This is a genomic window from Nocardioides renjunii (genome assembly GCF_034661175.1).
Lineage (GTDB): Bacteria > Actinomycetota > Actinomycetes > Propionibacteriales > Nocardioidaceae > Nocardioides > Nocardioides renjunii.
The window spans coordinates 2,879,076-2,892,124 of sequence record NZ_CP141058.1 but is presented as its reverse complement, the minus strand read 5'-3'; the positions used below and the strand labels follow the sequence as shown (position 1 = coordinate 2,892,124).

The 13,049-nt window shown below is 73.5% G+C and carries 10 protein-coding genes; 7 read left to right on the top strand and 3 right to left on the bottom strand.

The window, feature by feature from the left end; genetic code table 11:
- Positions 1–19 precede the first annotated feature (19 nt).
- The gene (locus SHK17_RS13780) at positions 20–1,300 is read right to left on the bottom strand and encodes a S8 family peptidase (protein ID WP_322919598.1); all 1,281 of its coding nucleotides are present in this window, start codon (positions 1,298–1,300) and stop codon (positions 20–22) included.
- Positions 1,301–1,382: 82 nt separating this feature from the next.
- Here SHK17_RS13780 and SHK17_RS13775 point away from each other — a divergent pair, with 82 nt between their 5' ends.
- From SHK17_RS13775 to SHK17_RS13765, 3 genes are all read left to right on the top strand, one after another.
- Complete coding sequence (locus SHK17_RS13775) at positions 1,383–3,977, top strand: CHAT domain-containing protein (protein WP_322919597.1); 2,595 nt, start codon at positions 1,383–1,385, stop codon at positions 3,975–3,977.
- A 339-nt stretch (positions 3,978–4,316) separates the two neighbouring features.
- On the top strand, positions 4,317–6,095 hold the full coding sequence (locus SHK17_RS13770; protein WP_322919595.1) for a proline--tRNA ligase: 1,779 nt from the start codon (positions 4,317–4,319) through the stop codon (positions 6,093–6,095).
- A gap of 17 nt (positions 6,096–6,112) precedes the next feature.
- Positions 6,113–6,838 (top strand): HAD family hydrolase, encoded by a 726-nt coding sequence (locus SHK17_RS13765; RefSeq protein ID WP_322919594.1) that lies wholly within the window; start codon positions 6,113–6,115, stop codon positions 6,836–6,838.
- Positions 6,839–7,130: 292 nt separating this feature from the next.
- On the opposite strand, the gene SHK17_RS13760 is transcribed toward SHK17_RS13765, so the two are convergent.
- Together SHK17_RS13760 and SHK17_RS13755 are read right to left on the bottom strand one after the other, a co-directional pair.
- The gene (locus SHK17_RS13760) at positions 7,131–7,559 is read right to left on the bottom strand and encodes a DUF4439 domain-containing protein (RefSeq protein WP_322425828.1); all 429 of its coding nucleotides are present in this window, start codon (positions 7,557–7,559) and stop codon (positions 7,131–7,133) included.
- Positions 7,556–8,077, bottom strand: a complete 522-nt coding sequence (locus SHK17_RS13755) for a ferritin-like domain-containing protein (protein WP_322919592.1) — start codon at positions 8,075–8,077, stop codon at positions 7,556–7,558. The genes SHK17_RS13760 and SHK17_RS13755 overlap by 4 nt, the downstream gene beginning before the upstream one ends.
- Positions 8,078–8,194: 117 nt before the next feature.
- Between SHK17_RS13755 and rimP the strand changes: the two genes are divergently transcribed.
- The 4 genes from rimP (at position 8,195) to infB (ending at position 12,999) form a co-directional block, all read left to right on the top strand.
- Positions 8,195–8,686: a ribosome maturation factor RimP gene (gene rimP / locus SHK17_RS13750; RefSeq protein WP_322919591.1), complete on the top strand. Its 492-nt coding sequence runs from the start codon at positions 8,195–8,197 to the stop codon at positions 8,684–8,686.
- Entirely contained in the window at positions 8,686–9,663 is a 978-nt protein-coding gene (gene nusA, locus SHK17_RS13745) for a transcription termination factor NusA (protein WP_172273834.1), read from the top strand. The genes rimP and nusA overlap by 1 nt, the downstream gene beginning before the upstream one ends.
- Positions 9,664–9,711: 48 nt before the next feature.
- Complete coding sequence (locus SHK17_RS13740) at positions 9,712–10,056, top strand: YlxR family protein (RefSeq protein WP_322919590.1); 345 nt, start codon at positions 9,712–9,714, stop codon at positions 10,054–10,056.
- A 99-nt stretch (positions 10,057–10,155) separates the two neighbouring features.
- Positions 10,156–12,999 (top strand): translation initiation factor IF-2, encoded by a 2,844-nt coding sequence (infB, locus tag SHK17_RS13735; protein WP_172273837.1) that lies wholly within the window; start codon positions 10,156–10,158, stop codon positions 12,997–12,999.
- Positions 13,000–13,049: the final 50 nt, after the last annotated feature.

Here is a 13,049-nt window from a genome sequence, read left to right as displayed (position 1 = left end):
CGGCCCGGCAACGTCGACGCTACGGGCCCGGGTAGGGCTGGCGAAGCTCGACGTGGGGTCCGACCTGGGGGTCGGAGTCGTACGTCGCACGCGCCAGGACCGCGTCCCGTGCGTCTGCGGCCGATGCCCCGGTCTCGCTGATCTCGCGGGCGATGAGGCCCGCCACGATCGGCGCGGCGAAGGAGGTCCCGCTCCACCGGGCCATCCCGGTGCTGAAGACCCGGACGTCGCCCTTGTCGGGCGACTCGTGGCACACGAAGGTGCCGTCGGGGAAGGCGTTGACCACGTTGCGGCCGAGGGCGTAGACGTCGGCGGAGACGCCGTAGTTGGAGAAGGCCGACACGCGTCCGTCGCGGTCGAGCGATCCCACGCCGACGGCCCAATCGAAGGCCGCGGGCCAGAAGGGTGCCGCCCACGAGTCGTTGCCGGCGGCGGCCACGAGCACGCAGTCCGTGCCCTCGAGGTGCCTGCGGTGGAACCGCGAGAAGGCGATCGACGGCAGGTCGTGGCGGGTGCGGCAGCCGGCGGACAGGTTGATCACCTGCGGCTTGCGGACGATGGCCTCCTCGAGCCGGCGCACGATCTCGGACTCGAGGATGCCGCCGCCGCCCACGCCGCCGACGGCGAAGCCCTCGACGAAGATCGTCGTGAGGGGGGCGATGCAACGCACGACCCCGGCGATGAACGTGCCGTGCCCGGCATAGGGCCGCAGGTCAGGACCGTTGAGCTCGTCGTCGCCCTCGACCCCGTCGAGCCAGGGCGTGCGGGGGTCGTTGCCGGACGGTGGGTTCCAGCCGGTGTCGACGACCACGACGCGCACGTCGTGGCCCTTCTCCTGCGGTGCGACGGGGGGCCACGGCTCGGCGAGCCCGGTCTCCTCGGGCTCGACGGCCGGGCAGGCGCTGCCGCTGCCCCCACCGGGGGAGACGTGCACCCAGTGGTCGGGTGACGCGGCGCCCCGTCGGAGGCCGCCATCCTCGAGCAGGTCGAGGATGTCGGGGACGGACTGCCCTCCGGGCCGCTCGGCCAGCACGTAGCGCACGAGGTCGCCCCCGAGCAGTCGTACGTCGTCACGGCGAGGCGCCTCGTCGAGGACACCCTTGTCGAGGCGCGCCACGGCGGCCTCGAAGTCGCCGGCGTCCTCGGCCCCGACCAGCACGTGGTGGGGGTGGAACAGGTAGGTGAAGTCGGCGGGCGCCTCGGTGTCCCAGGCCACCTGTCGGTCGTTGGCCGCGCGGAGGTCGCGGAGCTGGTCGGTGCTGCGTCGTCGCCGGTCGTCGCCGATCTTCCAGTCGCTCATGATGCGACGCTAGCGACGCGCCGTCGCCGCCGGAATGGTTTCGTGCCAACTCGGCGGCCGGATCGGCAAGGATGGCCGGACCATGGTGACCAGGGTCGAGGCCGAGGAGCTGCTGCGCACGCTCTTCGCCGACCCGGCGGCCGCACGTGCGACAGCGATGGCCGACCTGGTCCCCGACCCCGACCCCGCCGTGTCCTCGGTCGGTCACCAGGTGGTGGGGATCGTGCTGCGCGACCTGGGCGAGACCGACGAGGCCCTGGCCCACATCCGCGAGGCACTGAGGCTCGCGCGGCGCGTGGACGCCGAGCGCGAGGCCGACGTGCGGGCGACCCTCGGCGGCTCCCTGGTCCACGCCGGCCGCACCCGTGAGGGCCTGGCGCAGCTCGACCTGGCCGCTGCCGGGCTGGGCGGTGTTCCGCTGGCCCGGGTGCTCGTCCGACGTGCCCGGGTCCGCGCCTACTACTTCGCCCAGCTCGAGGAGGGGGCGGCCGACCTGCGGCGGGCGCTCGCCCTGCTGGACGGGTCGGGCGACGACGTGTGGCAGGCCCGGGCACTCAACCTGGTCGGATGGACGAGCATCGGTCTGGGCGACCTCGCCGCGGCCCGCCGCGCGTTCGACCGGTCCATCCAGCTCCACGAGGCGCTGGGCCAGCCGGGGGCCGTCGCCGTGGGAGTGCACAACCAGGGTTGGCTGGCCTACCTGCAGGGCGACCTTCCCCGTGCCTTCGAGCTCTATGCCGACGCCCACGCCCGCTTCGAGGCGGTGGGCCAGACCAACACCGAGCTGGTCTACGACCGGTGCGCCGCCTACCTCGCCGGAGGCCTTGCCGCCGATGCCCTCGACGTCGTCGAGCGTGCAATCGTCGCCCGCCCCCTGCTCGCGGTCGAGCGGGCCGACCTCCTGCTGGCGCTGGCCGGCGCCGCGCTCGAGGCGAGGGACCACGCTCGTGCCTGGTCGGCGGCGGACGAGGCCCGCGGCCTGCTCCGCGCGCAGGGGAGGCTGCAGCCCTGGGTGACCGCCGAGCTGCTCGCCCTCACAGCACGGGCAGGGTCGGCCGACCGACCGGGTCGGTTGCTCCACCGCGTCGAGGTCCTCATCGACGTGGCACGTGGGTCCGGGGCCCCCGAGCTGCCCCAGGCGCTGGTGCTGGGCGCCGAGCTGGCCGCTCGGTCACGATCGCCGCGCGCTGCAGGACTCGCGGGCCGCTGGTTGGACGAGGCGTCGCGGTTCCGCAACGCGGCCACCGCCACGACCCGGGCCCTCGGCTGGCTCGCCCTGGCACAGCGCCGCGACGCCGGACGTGACCTCGGCGGGGTCCTCCGGGCGTGCGAGCGCGGGCTGACGGCGCTCGACGAGCACCGCGCCAGCCTCGGGAGCCAGGAGCTGCGGGCGTTCTCCTCCGCCCACGGCGCGGAGCTCGCGGAGCTCGGCACACGCACCGCGCTCGCCGCGGGTGGGGCCCGTCGCCTGCTCCGGTGGTCAGAGCGCTGGCGGGCCACCGCTCTCACGGTCCCCTCGGCCCGCTCCGACGCCGGGACCGAGACGGACATCGCCGCGGACCTCGCGGCGCTGCGCGCCCAGCACCGTCGGCTGGCGGACGCCCGGGCGTCCGGCGAGCCGACCGATCGCCTCCAGGCGCTCGCGACGAGGCTCGAGCAGTCGGTGCGACAGCGTCTGCTCCACGCGCGCGGCTCGGGGGAGACGGGGGCGTCGCTCGACGTGGACGAGCTCCTCGCCGCCCTCGCGGCGGACGACGCCGTCCTCGTCGAGCTCGTCGAGATCCGCGGTCACCTGCACGCCGTGGTGGCGGGACGCGGACGTGTGCGCCGCCTCGAGGTGGGTGGCGCCGCCGGCGCCACGAAGGCCGTCGACTTCGCCCTCTTCACCCTCCGCCAGGCCGCCCGGGGGCGCCGGGCCCAGCTGGACGTGGCCGGTGCCCGGCTGCAGCAGGCCCTCCTCGGTCCCGCCCTCGGCCGGGCGGGGGACGCCCGGGTCGTCGTGTCCGGCACGAGTGCCTTGCAGGGCGTGCCCTGGGGGCTGCTCCCGTCGTTGGCGCACCGGCCCGTCACGAGCACCCCGTCGGCGCGGCTGTGGCTGCGCGCGCGCACCGCTGCACCCGCCGATCGGGACCGTCGGGTGATGCTCGTCGGGCCCGGCCTCGGCAGTGGTGGCGCCGAGGTGCCCGCCGTCGCCGCCCAGGACCCGGGTGCCGAGGTGATCGACGGTAACGCGGCCACGGTGGCGGCGTCCCTCGCCGCGCTCGACGGCGCGGCGCTGGCGCACGTCGCGGCCCACGGTCACTTCCGCGAGGACAGCCCGCTCTTCTCCTCGCTCACGCTCGCCGACGGTCCGCTGCTCGTGCACGACCTCCAGCGCCTCCACCGACCTCCGCACCGGGTGGTGCTCTCGGCCTGCGAGTCCGGCGTCATGGCCCCCGTCGGCGACCAGGAGCTGCTGGGGCTGGCGGCCGCCCTGCTCTCGATGGGGACGGCCGGCGTGGTCTCCAGCCTCGCCGAGGTCGACGACGCGGCCACGGTCGATGTGATGGTCGCGCTGCACGCGAGGCTGCGGCAGGGCGGCGGCCTGGGCGACGCGATGCTCGCCGCCCGCGAGGCGGCGGCCGGCGACCCCGTGCTGACGGCGACCGCCGCCTCGTTCACGGTCCTCGGCACCTGAGGGCGCGCGCCCCGGCCCCGGTTGGTGGTGGCGGCACATCGCGCACGGGCTGGCGGGGGTGGCGGCACATCGCACGCGATGGCCGTGTTCGGCTGCAATGTGCCGCCACCACCGGGATCGGGTGGGCGGGGGTGGCGGCACATCGCACGCGACGGCCGTGTTCGGCTGCGAAGTGCCGCCACCATCGGGATCGGGTGGACGGGGGTGGCGGCCCATGGTGCGCGGGCGCCGGCTGGGAGTGCGATGTGCCGCCACCACCGGGATCGGGCGCCGGACCGCCGGGCGTCCCCGGCGCAACTGGTTCGCGACGCCCGGAGGCGCGCACCTATTGTTGCGCGCATGACTGGCCGCATCCTCCGCATGTCGACCCTGTTCGTGCGCACCCTGCGCGACGACCCCAACGACGCCGAGGTGCCGAGCCACAGGCTGCTGGTGCGCGCCGGCTACATCCGCCGGGCCGCCCCGGGCATCTACACCTGGCTGCCGCTGGGCCTGCGGGTGCTGCGCCGCATCGAGGACATCATCCGCGAGGAGATGGACGGGATCGGCGCGCAGGAGGTGCTGTTCCCCGCCCTGCTCCCCAAGGAGCCCTACGAGGCGAGCGGCCGCTGGACCGACTACGGCGACAGCCTCTTCCGCATCCAGGACCGCAAGGGCGGCGACTACCTCCTCGGGCCCACCCACGAGGAGATGTTCACGCTCGCGGTGAAGGACCTCTACTCCTCCTACAAGGACCTGCCGCTCTCGATCTACCAGATCCAGAACAAGTACCGCGACGAGGCGCGTCCCCGCGCGGGCCTGCTGCGCGGCCGCGAGTTCGTCATGAAGGACTCCTACTCCTTCGACATCGACGACGCCGGCCTGGAGCGCTCCTACCAGCGGCACCGCGACGCCTACGTCCGGATCTTCGGCCGGCTCGGCTTCGAGTACGTGATCGTCAAGGCGACGTCCGGCGCGATGGGCGGGTCGGCCAGCGAGGAGTTCCTCGCCAAGGCCGAGGTCGGCGAGGACACCTACGTCCGGTGCACGCACTGCGACTACGCCGCCAACGTCGAGGCCGTCGCCGTCCCGACCCCCGCACCCGTCTCGTACGACGACGTGCCGGCCGCGCACGCCGAGGACACCCCCGGGACGCCGACCATCGACTCCCTCGTGGACCACCTCAACGCGGCCTTCCCGCGCGACGACCGTCCCTGGGCGGCCGGCGACACCCTCAAGAACGTGCTCGTCGTGCTCAAGCACCCCGACGGCACGCGCGAGCCGCTGGCGATCGGCGTGCCCGGCGACCGCGAGGTCGACCAGAAGCGCCTCGAGGGCCAGCTCGAGCCGATCGAGGTCGAGCCGATGGACGAGGCGGAGCTCGCGAGGCACCCCGCCCTGGTCAAGGGCTACATCGGCCCCGGGGCGCTCGGCGCGGAGTCCGCGTCCGGCATCCGCTTCCTCGTGGACCCCCGCGTCTCGCAGGGCACCCGGTGGGTGACCGGCGCCGACGTGCACGGCTCGCACGTGGTCGACATGGTGGTGGGCCGCGACTTCACCCCCGACGGCACCATCGAGGCCGCCGACGTCCGCGACGGCGACGCCTGCCCCAACTGCGACGCGGGCACGCTCGAGTCCGCGCGCGGGGTGGAGATGGGCCACATCTTCCAGCTCGGTCGCAAGTACGCCGAGGCGCTGGGCCTGCAGGTCCTCGACGAGAACGGCAAGCTCGTCACGGTCACCATGGGCTCCTACGGCATCGGGCCCTCGCGCGCCGTGGCCGCCATCGCCGAGGGCACCCTCGACGAGATCGGGCTGTGCTGGCCGCGCAACGTCGCGCCCGCCGACGTGCACGTGGTCGCGGCAGGCAAGGACGAGTCGATCCTGGCCGCGGCGGAGGTGCTCGCGCAGGAGCTGAAGGGCGCCGGCCTCGACGTGCTCCTCGACGACCGCACCGGCAAGGTCAGCCCGGGGGTGAAGTTCAAGGACGCCGAGCTGATCGGCGTCCCGACGATCGTCACCGTCGGCCGTGGCCTGGCGGACGGCAACGTCGAGGTCCGCGACCGGCGCTCCGGCGACCGCGAGGACGTCGCGGTGGGCGCTGCGGCGACCCACGTCGTCGGCCTCGTCCGCAGCTGACGGCGGCTGGTCCGCGCATGGCCGGGACGAGGATCGAGGCGGTCATCTTCGACTGGGGCGGGACGCTGACGCGGTGGCACGACGTGGACTTCCACGCCGAGTCGGTCGCGCTGGCTGCGGCCGTACGACGTACGCCGACGCTCGACGATGACCACCACGCCCATGCCGAGCGGCTGCACCGTGCCGGAGCCGCGGTGTGGGGCCGCAGCCGCGACCACCAGCGGAGCGCCACCATCGCGGACCTGTTCGCCGAGGCCGGGCTCGAGCACGACCCCGAGCTGCTGCGCGCCTACTACGAGTTCTGGGAGCCGCACACGCTGACGGACCCCGAGGTGCGACCGATGTTCGAGGAGCTGCGCGCCGCGGGGCTCAAGGTGGGCGTCCTGTCCAACACGATCTGGCCCCGCGAGTGGCACGTCGGCTTCTTCGAGCGCGACGGCGTCCTCGACCTGGTCGACGGTGACGTCTACACCAGCGAGATCCCGTGGACGAAGCCGTCGCCGCACGCCTTCCGCGCCGCCATGGACGCCGTGGGCGTGGCCGACCCGGCCGCGTGCGTCTACGTCGGGGACCGGCTCTTCGACGACGTCTGGGGCGCACACAACGCCGGCCTCCGCGCCGTCCACGTCCCCCTGAGCAACATCCCGGTCGACCAGGTCGGCCACACCGAGGGCGAGCCCGACGCCACCGTCGCCTCGCTCGCCGAGGTGCCTGCCGTGGTCCGTGTCCTCGACCGCGGGTGAGCGCCGCGGACGAGCCGGCGTCCTGCAACTTTGTGCGTTGCACGAACATGCAAGTCGGTGAGCCTGTTGCTGGCCGCCGATCGGCTGCATGATTGTGCATGTGGCCGCTCCACCCCCACAGGACGGCCACGCAGGGTGATGCTGACCAACCCCACGAGCGGTCCGCGTCCTCGGCCTTTGGGAGAGATCTCGGGACTTTCCCAAAGGTTGAGGCCGCGGGCCGCTTTCCCTTTACCGGTGCCTTGGTCCAGAAGACATGGCGACGCGGCCGGTCGAGTGGGGCGAAGCTGGCTCAGCCGAGCTCGGGTGCCCCCGGCCAGGTGGCGGGCGTCGCGCCCAGCCCGACCTGCCAGGTCGCCGACCACGTCGCCTCGGTGAGCGCCCACCCGCGCACCGTGCCGGTCGAGCGGGCGACCAGCGCGAGCAGGGCCTCGACGCTCGCCCCCTCGAGGTCGCGGGCGGCCGCCTCGACCTGCGCCGGGCGCAGCGCCGCGCCGTCGAGCTCGTAGGCGGCAGCGGCGGCCACCGGCTCGCCGCCGGCCTCGACCACCATCGTCCGCAGCTGGTCGCGCCGCGACCGGTGCCGGCGGTGGGCGGTGGTCAGCGCGTCGAGGAGCGCGGGGGTGGCCGCCTGCGAGGTCCGTGCCCCGAGGACGCCGTAGGTGTAGACGGCGGCGTGCTCGTCGGCGAGGACGACCTGGAGGGCGTCGACGACGCTCATGGGCTCGCCTTCATCGGCGTGGCACCCGTGGGGGCGCCGGCCAGGGCGGCGCTGTGCTGGGCCGTGGAGGCGGCGATGCTGGCCAGCACCCTGGCCAGGTCGCCGCTGGCGGCGACGGCGCACGCCTCGCGCGCCTCGCGCAGCAGGCGTTGCTCGGAGCGGCGGACCGCTCCCAGCGCCCGGTCGACCCGCGGCGGGACAGTGGGCGCGCCGGCGCTCGGGAGACCGCTTCCGGGGACCGCGCCGGCCAGCAGGTCGAGGTGCGCGGCGTGGGCCTCGCCGATCGCCGCCAGGCGGGCGCCGAGGACGGGCGCGGACGACGTGGCGGCCTCCAGGACCGACTGCGCCCGCACGAGCGACCCGACGACGGCGGCGACCAGCTCGGCGTCGGGCGGTGCTGGAGCGGCGGAGGTGCCACCGTCGCGGACCGGCGGGTCGATGTCGCAGCCCGCGAGGACCAGCGGTGCGCACAGCGCCGACCCCACCGTCGTACGACGGGTCAGCGGGCGTCTCGGCACCCCCGAACCCTAACCCTCGCGCGCGTCGCTCCCGACCGGCCGGCGCACGATTCCGGGGCAGCCCGGACGGCCGCTAGGGTGATGGCTCGACAACTGCACACGAGGAGGTCGCACCCGATGAGCACTCCCCACCAGGACGCCACCCGGGACCGCATCGAAGCGGAGCTGGTCGACCCCTTGCGCGTGATGGGCCTCGACGTCGAGGCCGTCGAGGTCACCCCCGCCGGCAAGCGCCGGGTGCTGCGGGTGGCCGTCGACAAGGACGGCGGCGTCACCCTCGACGACGTCGCTGACGCGACGCGCGAGGTCTCCCGCGTCCTCGACGAGTCCGACGTGATGGGCGAGATGCCCTACACCCTCGAGGTCACCTCCCGCGGCGTCGACCGGCCGCTGACCCTGCCGCGCCACTGGCGGCGCAACCAGGACCGCCTGGTCAAGGCCACCCTCACCGACGGGTCCAGCGTGACCGGCCGCATCGTCGGCTCGGCCGAGGAGTCCGCGACCCTCGACGTCGAGGGCACCCGGCGCGAGGTCGCCTATGCCGACGTCGCGAAGGCCCTGGTGCAGATCGAGTTCAACCGCAAGAGCGAGAAGAAGGACGACGACTGATGGACATCGACCTGAGCATCCTGCGGATGCTGGAGCGTGAGAAGGAGATCTCCTTCGAGGTGCTGGCCGAGGCCATCGAGCAGGCCCTCCTGACGGCCTACCAGCGCGCCACCGAGTCGCAGCACCCCGCGCGGGTCGAGCTGGACCGCAAGAGCGGCCACGTGACGGTCTGGGCGCGCGAGGTCGACGACGAGGGCAACGCCGGCCCCGAGTACGACGACACCCCGCAGGGCTTCGGCCGCATCGCGGCCACGACCGCCAAGCAGGTGATGCTGCAGCGGCTGCGCGACGCCGAGGACGAGATCAAGTTCGGCGAGTTCTCCGGCAAGGAGGGCGACATCATCTCGGGGATCATCCAGCAGGGCCGCAACCCCGACGACGTGATGGTCGACCTGGGCAAGGTCGAGGCGCTGCTGCCGGTCAGCGAGCGCGTGCCGGGGGAGAAGTACGTCCACGGCGAGCGCATCAAGTGCCTGGTGACCTCGGTGCGCAAGGGGATGCGCGGCCCGCAGATCACCCTGTCGCGCTCGCACCCGACGCTGGTCAAGAAGCTCTTCGCGCTCGAGGTGCCCGAGATCGCCGACGGCACCGTGGAGGTCGCCGCCATCGCCCGCGAGGCCGGGCACCGCACCAAGATCGCCGTCCACTCGTCCGTCGCGGGCGTCAACGCCAAGGGCGCCTGCATCGGCCCCATGGGCCAGCGGGTGCGCAACGTGATGAGCGAGCTGCACGGCGAGAAGATCGACATCGTCGACTGGGCCGAGGACCCGGCCGAGATGGTCGCGCACGCCCTCTCCCCGGCTCGGGTGAACTCGGTCGAGATCGTCGACCTGGCCGCCCGCTCCTGCCGCGTCGTCGTACCCGACTTCCAGCTCTCCCTCGCCATCGGCAAGGAGGGCCAGAACGCCCGCCTCGCCGCGCGGCTCACCGGCTGGCGGATCGACATCCGCTCCGACGAGGCGCCCACGCCGGACTGACGCGGCCGGTTCGTCATCCGCTGGTCCGACGCAGTAGAGTGGACCGCAGTGGCCACCACGTCTGACACCCCTGCGCCCGGACCCGTCCGGACGTGCGTGGGTTGCCGGGCCAGGGCCGCTGCGAGCGAGCTGCTGCGGGTGGTCGCAGGCTCGGACGCCGAGGGCCGACCGGCCCTGGTGCCCGATCCGGACCGCCGAGCGCCCGGTCGCGGGGCGCACCTGCACCCCACGACCGAGTGCTGGGAGCTCGCAGCACGACGCCGAGCACTACCCCGGGCGCTCCGCTCGGGGGGCCCGCTCGCCGACACACCGGTGGCCGACTACCTCGCCACCGTGATCGACCAGTCCGAATCACCGCTCGACCGACCAGAAACTGGAGCACGCAGCTCATGAGCACTCGATGAGTAACTCGTAATGAGTGTGCACACCCACTAGCTGTTCCGTTTCCCCTCTCCTTCTGGGGTCACGGACCAGAAGGAGTAGAGACCAACCGTGGCAAAGACCCGAGTCCACGAACTCGCCAAGGAGTTCGGAGTCGAGAGCAAGTTCGTTCTCGAGAAGCTCAAGGAGATGGGGGAGTTCGTCAAGTCGGCATCGTCGACTGTCGAGCCGCCCGTCGAGATGCGCTTCAAGAAGCAGTACGGCGACGAGCTGAAGGCCGCTGCGGCCACAGCCCCCGCCGCCGAGGCTGCCGCCCCCGCGACCCAGCAGGCCGCCGCGCCGGCTGCGACGTCCACCGACGCGCCCGCTGACAAGCCGGCCGACAAGAAGGCGGCGCCGCGTCCCGGCCCCAAGCCGGCCGCTGCGCCCGCCGCCGAGGCACCCGCCGCGGCTCCCGCCCCGGCCGTCGTCGAGGAGGCCGCACCGGCCGCCGCCAGGCCCGGCCCGAGGCCCGGACCCAAGGCACCTGCCGCCGAGCCGCAGGCACCCGCGGCCGAGTCCGCGGCGCCTGCCGCCCCGGCTGCCCCGGCAGCCCCGGCTGCTCCGGCCGCCAAGTCCCCGGCACCGCGTCCGGTGGGCCGGCCCGGCGCACCGCGTCCCGGCAACAACCCGTTCGCCCCCAGCCAGGGGATGGGCTCGCGCCCGGCCCCGCGCACCCCGGGCGACGACACCCGTCCGCCGCGTCCGCCGGCCGGCGGCGGCGAGGCACGCCCCGGCATGCCGCGCCCCAACCCGGCGATGATGCCCAAGTCCCCGGCCGCGTTCGGCAACGGCCCCGGCGGCCGTCCGGCCCGCGGTGGTCCCGGTGGCGGTCCCGGTCGTCCGGGTGCCCCCGCCCGCGGTGGTGCCCCGGGTCGTCCCGGCGCCGGTGCCGGTGCTCCCGGCGGCGGTGCCCCGGGTCGCCCCGGCGGCTTCGGTCCGTCCGGTGGCGGTCGCCCAGGTGGCGGTCGTCCCGGCCAGCGTGGCCAGACCCAGGGTGCCTTCGGGCGCGCCGGCGGCCCGTCGCGCCGCGGACGCAAGTCCAAGCGGGCGCGTCGCATGGAGTTCGAGGCCATGGAGGCCCCGACGATCGGCGGCGTGCGGGTCCGCAAGGGCAACGGGGAGACCGTCCGTCTCCCGCGTGGCGCCTCGCTGACCGACTTCGCCGAGCGCATCAACGTCGACGCCGCTGCCCTGGTGCAGATGCTGTTCTCGCTCGGCGAGATGGTGACCTCGACGCAGTCGGTGGGTGACGAGACGTTCGAGCTGCTCGCCGAGGAGCTCAACTACGTCGTCCAGATCGTCTCGCCCGAGGACGAGGACCGCGAGCTGCTCGAGACCTTCGACCTCGAGTTCGGTGCCGACGAGGGCGACGAGGCCGACCTGGTCATCCGTCCGCCGGTCGTGACCGTCATGGGTCACGTCGACCACGGAAAGACCAAGCTCCTCGACGCGCTGCGTGACGCCAACGTGGTCGACAAGGAGGCCGGTGGCATCACCCAGCACATCGGTGCCTACCAGGTGCACACCGAGGTCGACGGCGAGGACCGCCGCATCACCCTCATCGACACCCCCGGTCACGAGGCGTTCACCGCCATGCGTGCCCGTGGTGCCCAGGCCACCGACATCGCGATCCTGGTCGTCGCGGCCGACGACGGCGTCATGCCGCAGACGGTCGAGGCGCTCAACCACGCCAAGGCGGCCCAGGTGCCGATCGTGGTCGCGGTCAACAAGATCGACAAGCCGGAGGCCGATTCCACCAAGGTCCGCGGCCAGCTCACCGAGTACGGCCTGATCCCCGAGGAGTACGGCGGCGACGCGATGTTCGTCGACGTCTCGGCCAAGGCCGGCATCAACCTCGACAAGCTGCTCGAGGCGGTCGTCCTGACGGCCGACGCGTCGCTCGACCTGCGGGCCAACCCCACGCAGGACGCACAGGGCCTCGTGGTCGAGGCGCACCTCGACCGCGGCCGCGGCCCCGTCGCGACGGTGCTGGTCCAGCGCGGCACGCTGCGCGTGGGCGACTCGATCGTCGCCGGTCCGGCCCACGGCCGGGTCCGCGCGATGCTCGACGAGCACGGCAACGAGATCCTCGAGGCCGACCCGTCACGTCCCGCGATGGTGCTGGGCCTCTCGGCGGTGCCGGGTGCCGGGCAGAACTTCATCGTGGTCGAGGACGACCGGATGGCTCGCCAGATCGCCGAGAAGCGTGAGGCGCGCGAGCGTGCGGCCATGCAGGCCAAGCGTCGCGTGCGTCGCAGCCTCGAGGACTTCATGGCCTCCATGGAGAAGGGCGAGAGCCAGGAGCTCAACCTCATCCTCAAGGGCGACGTGTCCGGCTCGGTCGAGGCGCTCGAGGACGCCCTGTCGCAGATCGACGTCGGCGACGAGGTCTCGCTGCGGGTCATCGACCGCGGTGTCGGTGCCATCACCGAGACCAACGTCGACCTGGCTGCCGCCTCCGACGCCATCATCATCGGCTTCAACGTCCGCCCGCAGGGCAAGGCGAGCCAGATGGCCGACAAGGAAGGTGTCGAGATCCGCTACTACTCGGTCATCTACCAGGCGATCGAGGAGATCGAGGCGGCCCTCAAGGGGATGCTCAAGCCCATCTACGAGGAGTCGACCCTCGGCCAGGCGGAGATCCGCGAGATCTTCCGCTCGTCCAAGGCCGGCAACATCGCGGGCTGCATGGTCACCTCCGGCCTCATCCGGCGCAACGCCAAGGTCCGGGTCCTGCGAGACGGAGCGGTGGTGGCCGACAACCTCGACCTCCTCTCCCTCCGCCGCGAGAAGGACGACGCCTCGGAGGTCCGCGAGGGCTTCGAGTGCGGTCTGGTGCTCCGCAACTTCCAGGACATCAAGATCGGCGATGTCGTGGAGTCGTTCGAGATGCGCGAGATCCCGCGCAGCTGACGTAGGACACTGACCGGGCACCTGCACTGCTGTGCAGGTGCCCGGTCGGC